The 17,910-nt window shown below is 63.5% G+C and carries 17 protein-coding genes; 13 read left to right on the forward strand and 4 right to left on the reverse strand.

Annotated features, from left to right (window positions below; genetic code table 11):
• The first annotated feature begins 1 nt into the window (after nucleotide 1).
• The 13 genes from ACVWZ4_RS33990 (at nucleotide 2) to ACVWZ4_RS34050 (ending at nucleotide 14,217) form a co-directional block, all read left to right on the forward strand.
• A complete protein-coding gene (locus ACVWZ4_RS33990; protein ID WP_456742086.1) occupies nucleotides 2-811 on the forward strand; it encodes a sugar phosphate nucleotidyltransferase in 810 nt (269 codons plus the stop codon).
• A complete protein-coding gene (locus ACVWZ4_RS33995; protein ID WP_456734688.1) occupies nucleotides 808-1,575 on the forward strand; it encodes a TIGR04290 family methyltransferase in 768 nt (255 codons plus the stop codon). Before ACVWZ4_RS33990 ends, ACVWZ4_RS33995 begins: the two co-directional genes overlap by 4 nt.
• On the forward strand, nucleotides 1,572-2,525 hold the full coding sequence (locus tag ACVWZ4_RS34000) for a beta-xylosidase (protein WP_456734687.1): 954 nt from the start codon (nucleotides 1,572-1,574) through the stop codon (nucleotides 2,523-2,525). The genes ACVWZ4_RS33995 and ACVWZ4_RS34000 overlap by 4 nt, the downstream gene beginning before the upstream one ends.
• On the forward strand, nucleotides 2,513-3,718 hold the full coding sequence (locus tag ACVWZ4_RS34005; RefSeq protein ID WP_456742087.1) for a phosphopentomutase: 1,206 nt from the start codon (nucleotides 2,513-2,515) through the stop codon (nucleotides 3,716-3,718). The genes ACVWZ4_RS34000 and ACVWZ4_RS34005 overlap by 13 nt, the downstream gene beginning before the upstream one ends.
• Nucleotides 3,719-3,927: 209 nt before the next feature.
• On the forward strand, nucleotides 3,928-5,040 hold the full coding sequence (locus tag ACVWZ4_RS34010; protein ID WP_456790459.1) for an NAD-dependent epimerase/dehydratase family protein: 1,113 nt from the start codon (nucleotides 3,928-3,930) through the stop codon (nucleotides 5,038-5,040).
• Nucleotides 5,037-6,104 carry an NAD-dependent epimerase/dehydratase family protein gene (locus ACVWZ4_RS34015; RefSeq protein ID WP_456734684.1) on the forward strand — a complete coding sequence of 356 codons (1,068 nt, stop codon included), beginning with the start codon at nucleotides 5,037-5,039 and terminating at the stop codon, nucleotides 6,102-6,104. The genes ACVWZ4_RS34010 and ACVWZ4_RS34015 overlap by 4 nt, the downstream gene beginning before the upstream one ends.
• On the forward strand, nucleotides 6,101-7,387 hold the full coding sequence (locus tag ACVWZ4_RS34020) for a TIGR04295 family B12-binding domain-containing radical SAM protein (RefSeq protein ID WP_456742089.1): 1,287 nt from the start codon (nucleotides 6,101-6,103) through the stop codon (nucleotides 7,385-7,387). Before ACVWZ4_RS34015 ends, ACVWZ4_RS34020 begins: the two co-directional genes overlap by 4 nt.
• Complete coding sequence (locus tag ACVWZ4_RS34025) at nucleotides 7,384-8,496, forward strand: glycosyltransferase family 4 protein (RefSeq protein ID WP_456702831.1); 1,113 nt, start codon at nucleotides 7,384-7,386, stop codon at nucleotides 8,494-8,496. Before ACVWZ4_RS34020 ends, ACVWZ4_RS34025 begins: the two co-directional genes overlap by 4 nt.
• On the forward strand, nucleotides 8,493-9,623 hold the full coding sequence (locus ACVWZ4_RS34030) for a CgeB family protein (protein ID WP_456742090.1): 1,131 nt from the start codon (nucleotides 8,493-8,495) through the stop codon (nucleotides 9,621-9,623). The genes ACVWZ4_RS34025 and ACVWZ4_RS34030 overlap by 4 nt, the downstream gene beginning before the upstream one ends.
• Nucleotides 9,620-10,708: a CgeB family protein gene (locus ACVWZ4_RS34035; protein ID WP_456702829.1), complete on the forward strand. Its 1,089-nt coding sequence runs from the start codon at nucleotides 9,620-9,622 to the stop codon at nucleotides 10,706-10,708. Before ACVWZ4_RS34030 ends, ACVWZ4_RS34035 begins: the two co-directional genes overlap by 4 nt.
• A complete protein-coding gene (locus ACVWZ4_RS34040; protein ID WP_456702828.1) occupies nucleotides 10,705-11,829 on the forward strand; it encodes a CgeB family protein in 1,125 nt (374 codons plus the stop codon). Before ACVWZ4_RS34035 ends, ACVWZ4_RS34040 begins: the two co-directional genes overlap by 4 nt.
• A gap of 12 nt (nucleotides 11,830-11,841) precedes the next feature.
• On the forward strand, nucleotides 11,842-12,909 hold the full coding sequence (locus ACVWZ4_RS34045; RefSeq protein ID WP_456702827.1) for a UDP-glucuronic acid decarboxylase family protein: 1,068 nt from the start codon (nucleotides 11,842-11,844) through the stop codon (nucleotides 12,907-12,909).
• A gap of 24 nt (nucleotides 12,910-12,933) precedes the next feature.
• Nucleotides 12,934-14,217 carry an NRAMP family divalent metal transporter gene (locus tag ACVWZ4_RS34050; RefSeq protein ID WP_456742091.1) on the forward strand — a complete coding sequence of 428 codons (1,284 nt, stop codon included), beginning with the start codon at nucleotides 12,934-12,936 and terminating at the stop codon, nucleotides 14,215-14,217.
• Nucleotides 14,218-14,291: 74 nt separating this feature from the next.
• Here the strand turns inward: ACVWZ4_RS34050 and ACVWZ4_RS34055 are convergent, their stop codons facing one another.
• The 4 genes from ACVWZ4_RS34055 to ACVWZ4_RS34070 all read right to left on the reverse strand — a co-directional run bounded on the left by ACVWZ4_RS34055 (nucleotide 14,292) and on the right by ACVWZ4_RS34070 (nucleotide 17,828).
• Nucleotides 14,292-14,870, reverse strand: a complete 579-nt coding sequence (locus ACVWZ4_RS34055; protein WP_456742092.1) for a histidine phosphatase family protein — start codon at nucleotides 14,868-14,870, stop codon at nucleotides 14,292-14,294.
• 62 nt (nucleotides 14,871-14,932) lie between these two features.
• On the reverse strand, nucleotides 14,933-16,024 hold the full coding sequence (locus ACVWZ4_RS34060) for an ABC transporter ATP-binding protein (RefSeq protein ID WP_456742093.1): 1,092 nt from the start codon (nucleotides 16,022-16,024) through the stop codon (nucleotides 14,933-14,935).
• Nucleotides 16,025-16,033: 9 nt separating this feature from the next.
• Nucleotides 16,034-16,867, reverse strand: coding sequence for a carbohydrate ABC transporter permease (locus tag ACVWZ4_RS34065; protein ID WP_456702823.1), 834 nt, complete (start codon nucleotides 16,865-16,867; stop codon nucleotides 16,034-16,036).
• Between the two features lie 10 nt (nucleotides 16,868-16,877).
• Nucleotides 16,878-17,828, reverse strand: coding sequence for a carbohydrate ABC transporter permease (locus ACVWZ4_RS34070; RefSeq protein ID WP_456734674.1), 951 nt, complete (start codon nucleotides 17,826-17,828; stop codon nucleotides 16,878-16,880).
• Nucleotides 17,829-17,910: the final 82 nt, after the last annotated feature.

Below are 17,910 nucleotides of genomic sequence, written 5' to 3' on the forward strand. Positions count from 1 at the left end.
CATGTGGGGCATCGTACCGGCCGCGGGCCGCGGCAGCCGGATCCAGCCGCTGGCCTTCTCCAAGGAGCTTCTGCCCGTCGGCAGCCGGCGTGACGACGGTACTGAGCGCCCCTGTGCTGTTTCCGAATATCTGCTGGAGCGGCTCATTCTCGGCGGCGCGGACAAGATCTGCATTGTGATCTCGCCGGGAAAATCCGACATCCTGGAGTATTTCGGCGATCATTATGGCAGCGCCCAACTCGCCTACGTCGTCCAGCCCGACGCGTCGGGCCTGTGCGATGCCGTCTTCAGGGCCGGCACCGTTGTCGGCCACGACGAGGACGTCGTCGTCGGTCTGCCCGACACGGTATGGTTTCCCAAGGCCGCGTTGCAGGCCCTGCCCGATGCCAAGCTGTCATTCCTGCTGTTCCCCGTCGAGCGCCCGGAATTCTTCGACGCCGTGATACTCGAAGGCGACAGCGTGCAGGAGATCCAGGTGAAGCAGCCGAACCCGGCATCGCGCTGGATCTGGGGGGCCTTCAGGATGTCGGCCTACGGCTTCCGCGAACTGCACACGCTATGGAACGCGCGAGATCGTCGAGACGAGTACTTCGGCACTCTGGTCAATGCCTATCTCGAGGCGGGAGGCCTCGGCATCGGGGTCAAGGCCGGCGAGTCCTATGTCGATGTCGGGACCATCGACGGCTATCGCACAGCGATGGCTCTTCTTGCGGAGAGTACCCGCGCCGACGGCCGGTCGAGATTGCGGCCCGGCACCTCGTCCGACGGAGTTCGACCGGTCCTTGCAATGGACAATGGAGCGACTGCATGACCGAAGCGCTGCTCACGCGTGAGGAGATCCGCAGGCGCATCGACGCGCTCGGACCGTGGTTTCACAATCTCGACCTCAATGGTGTGCCGACTGCCCCCACCCACTTCCTTGGCGACTATCCCAACGTGAAATGGCGACGCTTCGCGGGAATCATTCCGGATCGCCTCGAAGGCAAGACGGTGCTCGATATCGGCTGTAACGCCGGCTTCTACGCCATGGAGATGAAGCGGCGCGGGGCCGAGCGCGTGCTTGGCCTCGACACCGACGAGGAGTACCTGGCACAGGCCCGCTTCGCCGCCGAAGTGAACGGTCTCAGGATCGAATTTCGCAAGATGTCGGCCTATGATGTTGGACAACTCCGCGAAAAGTTCGATCTCGTGATCTTCATGGGCGTGCTCTATCACCTGCGCCACCCACTTCTGGCGCTGGATCTCATCCACGAGCATGTCGCCGACGACCTCCTGCTGTTCCAGTCGATGCAGCGCGGCGACAGTCGCGTCGACGCGATCGCCAGGAATTACGATTTCTGGACCACCGACCAGTTCGATTCTACCGGCTATCCCAGGCTGCACTTCATCGAGCACAAATACGCCGATGACCCCACCAATTGGTGGGTGCCGAACCGGGCCTGCGTCGAGGCCATGTTGCGCAGCGCCGGCTTTGCGATCACCGCCCATCCGGAAGACGAAGTTTACCTCTGCAAGCGAACGGAGCGCCCGCAAGCCGACGGTCCTGTCTATCCATCCCGGAGCACAAGCCGATGATCGAAGCGGCCAAGATCTGGAACGAACCCAACAACAAGTCGCATTGGGACCTCCTGATCGATCCGGATTGGGCCATGTTCGCAAACCTGGCGATTGCCGCGGGAAAGGCGATCCGCAGCACACACCCCGCATTGCCGATCGTCCTCGGCGGCATCTCGCCGATCGATCCCTCCTTTATGCGCAACATGCAGGCCCGCGGCGTCCTCGGCCATTTCGATGCGGTCGCCGTGCACGGCTTTCCGCTCGACTGGAACCTGTGGCAGATCGGCGAATGGCCGGATAAGATCGAGGAAATCAAGGCAGTCACCACCCTCCCCGTCTGGGTGACCGAGGTTGGGGTCTCCTCCTTCGGCGCAGAGGAGGTGCAGGCCTGGGGCCTGTCGCGCACCGCCGAACTTCTGATCGGCCGCGCGCCCCGCGTCCACTGGTACAGCCTCTATGATCTTCCCTCCGCCTGGGAGGCAACGACGCGGCACAAGGAAGCTGAAGGCTCATCCTATTACCGGCATTTCCACATGGGCCTGCTGCGCGAGGACGGCACACCAAAGGCGGCCGCTGAACGGTTCGGCACGTATGCGCCTGCCATGGGTCTGTGCCAGTGGTTCCATTTTGAGGATCATCGCCTCGACGACGCCGTCCGCTGGATGCGCCGTCTCGGTGTGACCCACCTCAGGACGGGCCTGTCATGGGCCGACAGCTTCCGTCCCGATGCCCTCAGCTGGTTCGACCGCCAAATGGAGGCTTTGGCGGAATTTCAGGTCACTGTGACCTTCTGCTTCACGCCGGAGCATCGGGGCCTCGAGCCGCATCACACCAGCCCGCCGCTGGATGCCAATGAATTCGCCGATTTCTGCGCCTCGATGGTCGACCGCTACTGCACGAGAACCGGTCTTTCGCCCGACGCAGTAACGGCGGATCCTCCAATCAGAGAGCCTACATGCGTGCCCTGATCCTGGTGATGGACTCCGTCGGCATCGGCGGCGCACCGGATGCCGGCGGCTACGGCGACGAAGGCGCCGACACGGTGGGTCACATCGCGGACGCTTGCGCGGCCGGAGACGGCGACAGCGCTGCACGGGAGGGCCCTCTCCGGCTTCCCAATCTCGTCGCGTTGGGCCTCGGCCAGGCCTGCCGGCTCGCCAGCGGACGCGTGCCACCCGGATTGGGTGGCCAAGTCGAGCAAGGGCAATTCGGATGCGCCAGCGAAATATCAAAGGGCAAGGATACGCCTTCGGGACATTGGGAAATTGCCGGGGTACCTGTCCCGTTCGACTGGGGTTATTTCTCCCGAACGACCCCGTGCTTTCCCACAGATCTGACCAGGGCTCTCTGCGAACAAGCCGGATTGCCTGGCATCCTCGGAGACTGTCACGCCTCCGGCACCGACATCATCGCCAGACTCGGCGAGCCCCACATGCGAACGGGAATGCCAATCTGCTACACGTCTGCCGACAGCGTGTTTCAGATTGCCGCGCATGAGCATACGTTCGGGCTCCAGCGTCTCTACGATGTCTGCGCGATCGCGAGGCGTCTTATCGATCCCCTCAATATCGGCCGCGTCATCGCCCGGCCATTCGTCGGCACGAGCGCGCGCGATTTCACGCGGACCGCGCATCGGCGCGATTTTTCCGTGCCGCCGCCCGGAACCACCATTCTTGATCTCGCCGCAAGTGCCGGCCGCGACATCGTGACCATCGGCAAGATCGACGATATCTTCGCCCATCGCGCGACCGGCCGAAACATGCGCGGCAATGGCAACATGGCGCTGTTCGATCGTACGCTCGAAGGGTTCGCGAGCCTTGCGGATGGCGGGTTTCTGTTCGCCAATTTCATCGACTTCGACACGCTCTATGGTCATCGCCGCGACGTGGCCGGCTATGCCGCGGCACTTGAAGCCTTCGACCGACGCCTTCCCGAATTATTGCCCTGCCTGCGAAGCGATGATCTGCTGATCATCACCGCCGATCATGGCTGCGACCCGACCTGGAGCGGTACCGATCACACCCGCGAGCAGGTTCCGATCCTGGCCTGGACGACGCAATCATCTTCTCCGATCGGACGTCGCGCCGGCTTTGCCGATATCGGCGCGACCGCAGCAAAGCACTTGGGGCTGCCCGAACCGGTGCACGGCGCGCATTTCTAGCCCGCGAGAGCGGCCGATTCACCTGGGTTATTGATCCAGGTTAGAGAAATATTCGTTTGTACATTTTCGAGGAACGAACATTCCTTGCATCGCTTCTGACTCCAACGTGACCGGCGCGCGGGTCGTCCGACCCACCCAGCAAGTGCGCATCACCTCACATCATCGATCGATCCCGAACGGATCGGTCTTACGGTTGTACGGAGCGGTGAATGACGCGAGTATTGATCACGGGGGGCGCGGGGTTCATCGGCTCACATGCGGCGGATGTGCTGCTTGCCGCCGGCTACGAGGTCCGTCTTCTCGACAATCTGTCGCCGCAGGTGCACGGCGGTAACCGTCAGCGTCCATCCTATCTCGCCGACGAAGCCGAACTCGTCGTTGGTGAGGTCACGGACGGCGCTGCCGTGGCGCATGCCCTGCGCGGAGCCGACATGGTCCTGCATCTCGCTTCCGCCGTCGGCGTCGGGCAAAGCATGTACGACATCGAGCCCTACGTGCGTACGAATGAGCTCGGCACCGCCGTGCTGCTCCAGGCGCTGTCGAAGCGCCCCGTCGAACGGCTGGTCGTTGCCTCCTCCATGAGCATCTACGGCGAAGGCCTCTACCGCAGGCCTGATCAAACTCTCGTCGCCTGCGACGAACGGTCGATCGAACAGCTGCGCCGAGGGGAATGGGAGTTGCGAGACACCATGGATCGCCCGCTCGCCCCCGTGGCCACTCCCGAGAACAAGCCGCCGTCGCTCAGCTCGGTCTACGCGCTGAACAAGTTTGCACAGGAGCGCATGTGCCTGATCACAGGCAAGGCTTACGGCATCCCGACCTTGGCGTTGCGCTTCTTCAACGTGTTCGGGCCGCGTCAGGCACTGTCAAATCCCTACACCGGCGTGCTCGCCATCTTCGCGGCGCGGCTCCTCAACGGACGTCCGCCGCTGGTGTTCGAGGACGGCGAGCAACGGCGCGATTTCGTTCACGTGCATGACGTCGCGCGCGCCTGCCGCATTGCGCTGGAAGCAGAGCATGCGCAAGACGTCTTCAACATCGGCTCAGGCCACAGCCGAAGCATTCTGTCGGTCGCCGAGGATCTCGCCGAGGTCATGGGACGCAACGATATCGCGCCCGAAATCACGCGGAAATACCGCGCCGGTGACATCAGGCACTGCTTCGCAGATATCGGCAAATCGCGGGACCTGCTCGGCTTCGAGGCTCACGTGGCCTTCAAGGATGGCCTCGAGGAGCTCGCGGAATATCTCGCAGGCCAGATTGCGGATGACCAGGCCGAGCGAGCCACCCGGGAATTGCTGCAACGAGGATTGGTTGCATGATGAGCGAGCGAGACAACAGACCCGTTCTGATCACCGGCGGCTGCGGCTTCATCGGCTGCAATCTGGCCGACCGGCTGGCGGAGCGCGGTGAGCGCGTTCTGGTGCTGGACAATCTCGCCCGCGCCGGCGTGCGTGAGAACGCACAATGGTTGAAGTCCAGGCACGGCGACCTCATCACCATTACGGTGGCCGACATTCGAGAGCCCATCCCGGTGATCGACGCCGTACGCGAGGCGCGCGCCGTGCTGCATCTGGCTGCCCAGGTCGCGGTCACTGACAGCGTGAGCGACCCGGCAGCCGATTTCGAGATCAACGCGCGCGGCACGCTGAATGTGCTCGAAGCAGTCCGGCTGCACAATTGCACCGCGCCGGTCGTGTTCGCGTCCACCAACAAGGTCTATGGCCGCCTGGTCGAGGACAGCCAGATCGCGCTCGCGGGCCGCCGTTATAGTCCCACCAGCGACCTGCTGGCGGACGGTGTTTCGGAGCACGCGCCGCTCGATTTCTACAGCCCCTATGGCTGCTCCAAGGGGACCGCCGATCAGTACGTCCATGACTATGCGCGGGTCTACGGGCTCCAGACCGTGGTGATGCGCATGAGCTGCATCTACGGGCCGCGGCAATTCGGCACCGAGGACCAGGGCTGGATCGCTCATTTCCTGCTGAGCGCCATCCGAGGCCAGCCCTTGACGATCTATGGCGACGGTTATCAAGTTCGCGACGCCTTGCATGTGTCCGACGCAGCCTCCGCTTGGCTTGCCGTTCTCGACAGGATCGCGCTCGCGCGTGGACGCGTGTTCAATCTCGGCGGCGGGCCAGCCAACGCGGTGAGCCTCCGGGAATTGATCGACCACATCACCCAATTCACGGGCCGCGAGGTCACCTACCGCTTCTCTGATTGGCGTCCTGGCGATCAGCCCTGGTACGTCACGGATACCCGAGCGCTGTCGACCGCGCTCGGATGGGCACCGCAGGTAACCATCGCCGACGGCCTTCGCTCGCTCCACGCCTGGCTCGATGGTCGCTTTGGAGCAACTCACGGCACCCGCGAGGCCCTCGCATGACGCGCGTCGCCCTGATCAATCCGAACTGGGATTTCAGCGGCAGCATCTATTTCGGCTGCCGGTCCCCTCACCTTCCGCTCGAGCTCGGGATCTCTGAGCATTATCTGAAGGCGGCCGGGCACCGCACGCTGCTGCTCGATGCGCACATGTTCGACCTGTCCTTCCGCGACATCGAGGCCCAATTGCGCGCGTTCGGCCCCGAACTGATCGTGATCACGACCGCCCCAACCTATCTGTTCTGGCGCTGCGCACCGCCGGAACTGCGCGTGCCGCAGGAGCTTGCCGCGGCAGTGCGGGATCTTGCGCCAACGCTGGTCGCAGTCGGTCCGCACGGCTCGACGACGCCGCGGGCAGCACTCAAGAAGCTCGGCGTCGACATCATCGTGATGGGAGAATGCGAAACGTCCCTGCTGCGGCTCGCAGAAGGCAAGCGGGACTTTCCCGGCCTGTGTTTCGCGGATCGCCGCTCGGTCCGGGTCAACGGAGGCCCGCAGGCCGTCGACTTCAGGGATCAGCCGGCTCTGGACTGGCCCAGCGAGATGATCCGGCGCCATCATCACCACCATCACCGCTTCGAGGCCGAGCCGGCGGGGCCCGGCGCGGAAATCGAGGCGTCGCGGGGATGCCCCTACAACTGCACGTTCTGCGCCAAGGAGAATTTCCGCAATGCATATCGCAAACGGCCGGCCTCCATCATTCTCGACGAGATCGATCGTCTGCGCGGACAAGGCGTCGAATATGTCTACTTCATCGATGAGATCTTCCTTCCGAACCCCGAACTCCTGGAAGGGCTGAGCACGCGCAGCCTCAAGTTCGGGGTGCAGACCCGCATCGACCTCTGGAAGCCGGAAATGCTCGCGCTGCTCGGACGTGCCGGCTGCGTCTCGATCGAGGCGGGGATCGAAAGCCTCACCGTCGAGGGCCGCGCCGCGCTCGCCAAGAACTGCAAGATGACCACCGACCAGCTCGCCGATCGGCTGGTCGAAGCCCGCCGTCACGTTCCCTTCGTGCAGGCCAATCTGATCGAGGTGCCCGAGGACGACGACCCCGTCGTGCAGCGCTGGCGGAGCAAGATGCAGGACGCCGGCATCTGGGCGAACGATCCTGTTCCGCTCTATCCCTACCCCGGCTCACCGGATTACCGGAAGCTCTGGGGCGAGGCCGACGATTTCGCGTGGGAGCGCGCGCACCGACATTATCTCGGGATGTTCGATCAGTTCAGCGACGTGCAGAACGATCGGCCGATGCCGCTCGACGCCCTCGAGCACCCGGTACCGTCATGAGCCGCGCGTCACACATCCGGATCCTGATGACGGTCGATACGGTCGGAGGCGTGTGGACTTATTCGTGCGGTCTTGCCGCACGCCTCGTCGCGTCGGGAGCCGACGTCACTCTGGTGACAATCGGGCCTTCGGCACGCGCCGACCAACGTGAGATGCTGCGCGGCGCGGGCGTGCGCCTCGTGGATACGGACCTTACCCTGGAATGGCAGGACCCTGAAGGCCACGACTTCGCCAACGCCGAGCGCGTCCTCGCCAGGCTGGAAGCGCGAGTCCAGCCTGACATCGTCCATCTCAACAGTTTCCGGGAGGCGACCCTCGCGTGGCGCGCTCCGACGGTTCTCGTGGCGCATTCCTGCGTCAACTCCTGGGCACGCGCCTGTCGCGATACGGGCTGGCTCGGCGAGCCGCGATGGACGCGTTATACAGAACGCGTCGCTGCTGCACTCAACAGCACGCAGGCCTGGATTTGCCCGAGCCAGTCCTTCCATGACGACATCGTGGAGATCTATCGCCCCCGCTCACCCGGCGCGGTGATCTGGAATGGCATTGCTGCCGGGAACTTTCCAAGTCGGAAACGGGAGCTGATCTTCGCGGCCGGCCGGCTCTGGGATCGTGCCAAGAATATCGGAGTCCTGGCGGCGGCGTCACCGGGACTGGATTGGCCGGTTCAGGTCGCGGGCCCCGCCGGTGCGGATCCGGCGACGGGCGTCACCTGGCTTGGGCAATTGCCGCATAACGCCTTGCGCGGACATCTCCAGCACGCAGCGATCTTTGTGAGCCCCGCCCTCTACGAGCCATTCGGCCTTTCGGTGCTGGAGGCGGCCGCCGCGGGCTGCGCGCTGGTGCTGTCGGACATCTCGACGTTCCGGGAGCTGTGGAGCGGGGCCGCGATGCTCTTCGATCCCGACGATAGCCAGGCGCTGCACCGAACTCTCGCCGATCTCTGCGCCGACGATCTCGAAAGGACGCGCCTGCAACGCGCCGCCTATGAACATTCCCTGACCTATTCGCTGGCGCGCACGACCAGCGCCTATCTGAAGCTGTACGAAGGGCTGCTCGCCTCCGACCGCACGTCGTCCCAAGCCGGCCAGATCGAGGTGCGCGCATGAAATGCGTCCTGTTCTACCACGCATTCACCTCTTGCTGGAACAACGGCAACGCGCATTTCCTGCGCGGCTATGCCCGCGAGCTGCATGGGCTTGGCCACGAGGTCGTCGTGTTCGAGCCCGTCGATGGCTGGAGCCGGTTGAATGCCATCCGCGAGAGCGGCAGTCAGGCCCTCCAGGACACGGCCCAGCTCTTCCCTGGCATCTCCATTCGCCGCTATGACGCCTCGCTCGATTTCGATGAAGCGCTGGATGGCGCCGATCTTGTCGTCGTGCATGAATGGAACTCGCCTGATGTGATCAAGCAGATCGGGTACAACCGCGCGCACGGCGGTTCATTCACATTGCTGTTCCACGATACTCATCATCGCGCGGTCACCGCGCCGGACGAGCTTGCACTGTTCGAGCTTGACGACTTTGACGGCGTGCTGGCGTTCGGAGAGGTGCTTCGCCTGATCTATGCCAAGCTTGGCTGGGCTGACCGGGCCTATACCTGGCACGAGGCCGCCGACGTCGCGTTGTATCATCCGCTGCCGAGAATCGAACCGACCGAGGATCTGGTCTGGATCGGTAATTGGGGCGACGGCGAACGCAGCGCCGAACTCAGCGAATTTCTGGTCGAGCCCGTCGCCGAATTGAATCTGCGCGCGAGCGTCTACGGCGTTCGCTACTCGCACGATGCGCTCCGGACCATCGAGGCTGCAGGGATTCGCTATGGCGGCTGGCTGCCGGCGCACTGGGCGCCGGTCGCGTTCGCCGGCGCCCGCGCAACCGTGCACGTTCCCCGCGGCCCTTATGTGCGATCGCTTCCCGGCATTCCCACCATCCGCGTGTTCGAAGCACTCGCCTGCGGCATTCCCCTGGTCTCGGCACCCTGGTCCGACGCGGAAGGCCTGTTTCCGGACGGCGCTTATCTCAAGGCCGCCAATCGCGCGGAGATGAGTTGCGCGTTGCGCGCCGTGCTCGACGATAGCGATATGTCAGCCGCCATGGTTGAGACCGGGCTGCGAACGATCCGGGAGCGCCATACCTGTCGTCATCGTGCTCAACAACTGGTGGGCATCGTAGAGGCCATTCGCACCTCGAACGGCTCGTCACAGCACCAGCGATACATCGGAGCCTCCGCATGAAGATCTGCTTCTTCGGATCCAGCCTCGTCTCGTCCTATTGGAACGGTGCCGCCACCTATTATCGCGGCATGCTCAAGCAGATCGCCGCGCTCGGCCACGACATCACCTTCTTCGAGCCCGACGCTTTCGAGCGGCAGGCCCATCGCGACATCGCCGATCCCGATTGGGCCAGGGTCGTGGTCTACCCCGCGACGGCGGACGGTTGGCGGAGCTCACTCGATGCCGCGGCGTGCTCCGCGGACATGCTGATCAAGGCGAGTGGCGTCGGGGTCTTCGATCGGGAGCTGGAGGCGGCGGTCGCGACCCTGCCCTCCCGAACCATGCGGATCTATTGGGATGTCGATGCGCCCGCCACGCTCGAAGCTATGGCAAGCGACCCCGAGCACCACCTGCGGGCCGCAATTCCCTCCTACGATATGGTCCTGACCTACGGCGGCGGCGATGGGGTCGTCTCGACTTACCGCGCCATGGGCGCGCGAGATTGCGTTCCGATCTACAACGCCCTGGACCCCCAAACGCATTTTCCGTCGCCGCCCAGAGCCGACTTCAACTGCGATCTCAGTCTGCTGGCCAATCGCCTGCCAGACCGGGAACAGCGCGTGGAGCACTTTTTTCTGGACGTCGCACATGAGCTGCCGGACAAGTCCTTCGTTCTTGGCGGCTCTGGTTGGGAGACCAAGAATACGGCGGGCAACATCCGCAAGGTCGGTCATGTCGGCACCGGCGCGCACAACGCGTTCTTCGGCTCCGGGCTTGCGACGCTCAACGTCAACCGGGATAGCATGGCCCGCTACGGCTTCTCGCCGCCGACGCGGGTGTTTGAGGCGATCGGCGCGGGCGCCTGCCTGATCACCGACCAATGGGACGGTATCGACCATTTCCTCGAGCCGGATCGTGAAGTGCTGGTCGCTGCCAGCGGAGCCGAGGTTGCCGGCCATCTCGGCGCCCTCAGCATAGACCGTGCCGCCGCGATCGCGAGCCGCGCCCGCGCACGCATCTTGACCCAGCACACCTACCGGCACCGCGCCCGCCAGTTCAACCACCTCTTTGTCGGAAGCAGCTCGCGTATCGAGGCAGCAGAATGAATCTCAGCATCGTCGTCGTCGGTCTTTCGGTCACATCGTCATGGGGCAATGGTCATGCCACGACCTATCGTGCCCTGATCGAAGCCCTCGCACGGCGAGGCCACCACGTGACGTTCCTCGAGCGCGACGTCGCCTGGTATCGCGAGCACCGCGATCTCACCAAGCCGGACTCGTGGACTGTCGAGATCTATCAATCGCTGAAGGATGTCCCTCGCCGCTTCGGCCAGCTCATTCGGAGCGCCGACCTTGTCATCATCGGGTCCTATGTGCCCGATGGGATCGCGATCTCCGAATGGATCACGCGCCAGGCGCGGGGGATCACCGCATTCTACGACATCGACACGCCGGTGACGCTGGCGAGGATCGACCAGGGTCTCGACTATCTGTCCGCAGCGATGATCCCGCGTTTCGACCTCTATTTGTCCTTTGCCGGCGGCCCGGTGCCTGACATGATCGAGGAGCGCTATGGCAGCCCGTTGGCCCGGGTTCTTTATTGCAGCGCCGACACCGATACCTACAAACCGCAGCATGCGCAGACGAAATGGGCCCTCGGCTATCTCGGGACCTATAGCGAGGACCGGCAACCGGTGCTCGATCAATTGATGCTGCTCCCGGCGCGGACACTGTCCTCGGAGCAGTTCGCCGTCGCAGGCGCGCAGTATCCCGCCCATATCGCCTGGCCCGACAACGTGACGCGGATCGAGCACCTCCCGCCAAACCGGCACCCAGCATTTTACGCGGAGCAGCGGTTCGCCCTCAACGCGACCCGCGCTGACATGCGCGCACTGGGCTTCTCGCCTAGCGTTCGCCTGTTCGAAGCGGCGGCCTGCGGCACGCCCGTGATTTCCGACCGGTGGCCGGGCCTCGAGACAATCTTCGAGCCATCGCGGGAGATCCTGCTGGCGTCGACCCCGCGCGACGTCGTCGAGATCCTGCGCGACATGCCTGAGGAGCGTCGCCGAGACATCGCGGAGAATGCGCGGCGCCGCGTCCTCGCCGACCACACCTCCAACCACCGCGCCCGCCAATTGGAAGCTTACTACAGTGAAGCGAGCGCGCGGCGTCGCCGCAAGTCGGCGCGGCTTCCCGCGAGCCAGCCCGCGCAGGTCGCCGAACTCTGAAGGAGCAGCTTCATGACACTCCAGACCCGCATCCATGCAGCCCGACGCCCTCCGGTCGTTCTGATCGCAGGCGGCGCCGGCTTCATCGGATCCCACCTCTGCGACGCACTTCTGCAACGCGGAAACATGGTGATCTGCCTCGACAATCTGTCCACGGGCACGATCGATAATGTCCGGCCACTGCTCAACCACCCGAACTTCCGCTTCGTCGAGCACGACGTGCGCGACCAAGTCGAGATCGACGACGATATCGACAGTATCTACAGTCTGGCCTGCCCTGCCTCGCCACGGCATTACCAGACGGACCCGGTCGGGACGATGAAGACATGCGTGCTCGGCACGATCAACATGCTCGAGCTCGCGCGGCGAAAGGGGGCGCGGGTGCTTCAGGCCTCGACGAGTGAAGTCTACGGCGATCCGGAGATTCATCCACAGCCGGAATCCTATCTCGGCAACGTCAACCCGATCGGTCCACGCGCCTGCTATGACGAGGGCAAGCGCGCCGCCGAGACGCTGATGTTCGACTACCATCGCATGTATCGGACCGAGATCAAGGTCGCGCGCATCTTCAACACCTATGGTCCGCGCATGCTGGAGAATGACGGCCGCGTCGTCTCCAATTTCATCGTGCAGGCTCTGCGCGGCGAGCCGATCACCATCTACGGTGCAGGTACCCAGACACGGAGCTTCTGCTTCGTCGACGATCTCGTGCGAGGGCTCCAGCTTCTGATGCAAAGTCCCGCCTCGGTGACCGGCCCCTGCAATCTCGGCAATCCGCACGAAGTCACCATCGAGGCGATCGCACGTGAGGTGCTCACCTACACGGAATCGGCCTCGTCGCTCCGCTTTGAGGCGTTGCCGAAGGACGATCCCAAGCGGCGCAAGCCCATGATCGACACCGCGGCGCAGACGTTGGGCTGGCGCCCGCGCGTCGAACTGAAAGACGGGCTTCAGGCAACGATCGCCTATTTCGCGCTGCGGATAGCCGGGGATGCCCCGACCTTGGTACCGGCCATTGCACCACGGCGCACAGGACGCGCGACACGCAGCCAGCTGAGGATTGCCGATCCGGCGCGATGAACGTCTGGCGATCGCAGGACCGTTATGGACGCGACTAACGGCTCAGCTTCCGGCAGCAGAACCAAAGGCCTCACTCGCGCGTTCGGTCTCGGCCTCGTGACCGGCGCTGCGGATGATGATTGCTCGGCGATCGGAACCTATGCGAGCGCCGGCGCGCGGTTCGGCTACGCCTTCCTCTGGATGGCGCCGGTGACATTCCCGATGATGTTCGCCGTCGTGTTCCTCTCTGCCAAGCTCGGACGCGTCACCGGCAAGGGATTGTTTGCCGTTCTTCGCGAGCACTTCTCGCCATGGCTGATGTGGCCCGCGCTGATCGGCGTGCTGATCGGAAACGTGATCGAGGCCGGAGCGAATATCGGTGCGATGGCCGCAGCGATCAACCTGTATGTGGCGGTCCCGCATGGCGCCCTGGTTCTGGGGATTGCTGGCGCGATCCTGGTGCTGCAGATTTGGGGATCTTACACCTTCATCCGCAACATCTTCCGCTGGTTGGCTCTCTCGCTCTTCGCATATGTCGGATCGGCGGTCCTCGCATCGCCCGATCCGCCGGCCGTGCTGCGGGGCACGCTCGTTCCGCACATCCAATTCTCCAACGCGTTTCTGTCGATCCTCGTCGCGGTGATCGGCACCACACTGTCGGCCTATCTCTATACTTGGCAGTCCAATGTCGAGGTCGAGGAGCTGATTGCCGCCGGCCGCATCGACGCACGGGCGCGTCGCGCCGGCATGGGTTCCGAGCTCGCGCAGTCGCGCCGTGACATTCTGATGGGAATGGCATTCTCCAATGTCATCATGTACTTCATCATTCTTTCGACAGGGGCGACGCTGCATCAGGCCGGCCAGACTGATATCAGCACCGCGGCTGAAGCGGCCGAAGCGCTACGGCCCCTGGCCGGCAACGCCGCCGCCACGCTGTTCAGCATCGGGATCATTGCCGTCGGTTTCCTCGCCGTTCCCGTGATGACCACGGGCGCAGCCTATGATTTCTGCCAGACGCTCGGTTGGAAGAGCTCGCTCAACGCGCGCCCGGCCGACGCCGGCCGGTTCTATCTCTCCATCGCCGGCTTTACGGCAGCTGCGGTGCTTCTCAATTTCCTCGGCTTCAATCCGATGAAGGCCCTGGTCTATTCAGGCATCGTGCAGGGCTTCTCGACGCCGCCGCTGATGCTCCTGATTCTGCTGATGACCAGCGACCGCAGATTGATGGGGGACGAGGTCAACAGCCCGGGCATGAAGGCGCTCGGCTGGCTCACCGTCACCGCAATATTCGCGGCGACCATAGGCCTGGTCGCCAGCTGGGTGGCCTGATCGAAGCCGGTCAATTCATCCGAGGCGCAGGCGGCGCTCCCCGCGTCAGGCGGCCGACATGCAGCGGGCGCGGATCACAGGTCTTCAAGACGACGCCAGGAGTGTTGCACGCGACGGCCCTCTCTGGTTAACGCAAAGAAATAACCGCCGTCGGCAGGCTGGTCGCAGGACCGATCAATCGCAACACCCATGTAATGGCAATAGAGCAGAGTGCCCACCCCGCCGTGCCCGACAAAGAGCACGTCGCCCTGATCATTCCGAGCCAGGGCCCGTTCGACCTCGCGCACGATGCGCAGTTGGGCGTCGACAGCCCGCTCCCAGCCCCGAACGCTGATCTGGGGCTGAGCAAAAAACTGATTGGCGACCGCTTGAAACTCGTCATGCATCAGAAAGCCCGTTGCCGATCGGTCATTCTCGTGCATCGCCTTCCGGACCTCGACATCGATCTTCAGCTTTGCCGCAACGATCTCCGCGGTCTGGATGGCCTTCCGCTCGCCGCTGGCGATGATCCGCGTCGTACGCGAGAGCTGGCGCGTCGCTGTGATCGCCTCGGTGCGATGTCTGCCGATCGCGCTCAAGCCCCAGGATGGTACGGGGATCGCCGGATCAATATTCACCTGAGGATGGGTGAGATAGCGTACGATATCCGTCACGATTGATCCCTCTCGCTGCGGAGCTCGCTTGCGATCAGCCCGCGCCAACGCCGGTCGGCCGCTTAAGCATTGGTCGGACTTGATATCCGCAGGCCCGAGGCATCGAAGACGTGCACATCCCGGTTCGCCGCAGCGAGTACCATTCGCTCACCGGGCGTCGGCGTCTGGCGACCGCGGACTTCGGCAACGAACAGCCTGTCGTCGGCGCGACGCACATAGGCGAAGGAGGATTCGCCGAGACGTTCGACCAGTTCGACGACGCCTTCCACGGTGAAGGAACCGTCCTCTCGCCTGCCAAGATGCTCCGGACGAACGCCGACCGTTAGCGTATCGCCCATCTTCAATGAGGTCGCCGGCAGGTCGAAGCTGCGAAAGCCGCCTCCGTCCACACGCGCGCATGCACCCTCGACGCTGGCAACCTTAGCATCGAAGAAATTCATCGCAGGCGAGCCGATGAAGCCCGCGACGAACAGGTTGGCGGGTGCATAATAGAGATCCAGCGGCCTGCCGACCTGCTCGATGCAACCCTTGTTCATCACGACGATGCGATCGGCGAGAGTCATCGCCTCGACCTGGTCGTGCGTGACATAGACGATGGTCGACTTCAGCATTCGATGGAGATTCGCGATCTCGACGCGCGTCGAGACGCGCAGGGCCGCATCGAGATTCGAGAGCGGCTCATCAAACAGGAAAACGGCAGGCTCGCGCACGATCGCGCGGCCAATGGCAACGCGCTGACGCTGGCCGCCGGAGAGATCACGCGGATAGCGCCCGAGCAACTCGTCGAGCCGCAGCATGCGGGCCGCTTCCGTGACGCGCCGCTCGCGTTCGGCAGGCGGCACCCCGGTGAATTTCAACCCGAACGTCATGTTCTTGCGCACGTTCATGTGCGGATAGAGCGCATAGGACTGGAACACCATCGCGATGCCGCGATCGGCAGGTGCGAGCGTGTTGACGAGTTTGTCGGCGATATGAATGTCGCCGCCCGATGCACCGTCGAGCCCGGCAATCATCCGCAGAAGCGTCGACTTGCCGCAGCCTGACGGCCCCACGAGAACGACGAACTCGCCATCCTCGATCTTCAAATTGACGTCGTTAAGCACCGTGGCCGCGCCATAACGCTTGTGGAGGTGTTCGATGCGCAGATTGGCCATTCTGACAACCTATTTGACCGCGCCGGAGGTGAGGCCTGCGATGAGTTGGCGCGAGAGGATCACGTAGATGATGACGACCGGCAGGATCGCCATCGACAGTGCGGCGAGCACCGAATTCCAGTCGGTGATGTACTGGCCCAGAAACTGCTGCACGCCCAGCGTGACCGTATGCGTGGAGTCACTCGAGGTCAGGATCAACGGAAACCAAAGGTCGTTCCAGATCGGCACGATGGTGAAGACCGCGACCGTCGCGATCGCCGGGCGCAGCAGAGGGGCGACCACCTCGAAGAAGATGCGGGTTTCCGGCACGCCGTCGCAGCGCGCGGCGTCGCGCAAGTCCTTGGGAATTTGCTGAATGAACTCGCTCAATATGAAGATCGACATCGGCAGGCCTTGCGCGACATAGACGAGGATCAAGGCGGTCAGCGTGTCGTTGAGGCCGGCAGACCGCATCATGTTGAGGATCGCGACGGAGCCAAGCCGGATCGGCACCATGATGCCGATCGACAGGAACAGTGCCAGCGCCGTCGAACCGCGAAAGCGGTATTCGGTCAGCGCCCAGGCTGCCATCGCGCCGAACAGCAGCACGAGCGCCATGCTGACGAGGGTCACGATCAGCGAATTCGAATAGTAGGTCAGGATATGGGAGGAGCGGAAAACCTTCTCATAGCCGATGAGGCTGAAGGTCGCGGCCTCCGGCGGCGCGAGCGGGCTGCCGAAGATGGCGTTGCGCACCTTGAACGAATTCATCACCACGAGCAGGATTGGACCGACCGCAAGGAGGCTATAGGCGATCAGGACGACGTGGACGCCGAGGCTTCTTGCACGCTGCTCCGTCGTCATGCCAGCTACCTCAGAAAGCGTAACGGCGAATGCGCCGCTGCACGAAGAAGAGATACAGGCAAAGGCCGACGAGAATGATGAAAAACATCACGGTCGCGACCGCTGAGCCCATGGTCGGATTGCCGAGCTGGAGCTGATTGCCGAAGAAGGTGCGGTAGAAAAACGTGCCCAGGATGTCGGTGGCGAAATTCGGCCCCGCGAGCGCGCCCTTGACCGAGTAGATCAGATCGAAAGCGTTGAAGTTGGCGACAAAGGTCAAGACCGAGACCAGGCTGATCGTCGGCAGGACGAGCGGAAGCTTGATGTGGAAGAAGATGCGAAACTGTCCGAGCCCGTCGACGCGTGCCGCATCGATCAACTCGTCGGGGATGTTGAGCAGCGCGGCGTAGATCAACATCATCGGAATGCCGACGAATTGCCAGACAGAGATGAGGGACAGGGTGACGAGTGCGCTCGATTCGAGCCCCAGCCAGGGAGCGAACAGTGAGCCCAGCCCCACGGCCTTCAACGCGCCGGCCGCGACGCCCCAGAGCGGGGAAAGGATCAGATTCCAGGAGAAGCCGACGATGACGACCGAAAGCATCGTGGGGAGAAACATCACGGTGCGATAAAAACCCCTGAGCCTCAGGCCGGGCAGACTCAGCAATCCCGCGAGTGCGATGCCAACGGGATTCTGAACACACATGTGCACGGCGAAGAATATCAGATTGTTGCCGAGGGCATTCCAGAACGGCTTCGACCACAGCGCGTCACCGAGCAGCGTTTTGAAGTTGGCAAGCCCGACGAAAGACCGGGCGCCGGACGGATCGCTTGTGTAGGTGGATAACGCCATGGTCGCGACGAGCGGATAGATCGAGAACAAGGTGTAGATCGCGACCGCCGGTCCGAGGAAGAACAGCAGAAGGCCCGCGAGCTTGGCGCGAGGCATCTGAGCGGTGATGTTCGAGACCGATTCGGGCATGACGGAAAAGATTGAACCTACCGTGCGCTATCGTCCCTCTCCGCGCTTGAGGCTTGCGCCATGGGCTCGCGGCGGGTGCAGC

The sequence above is a fragment of the Bradyrhizobium sp. USDA 4472 genome (assembly GCF_054058595.1).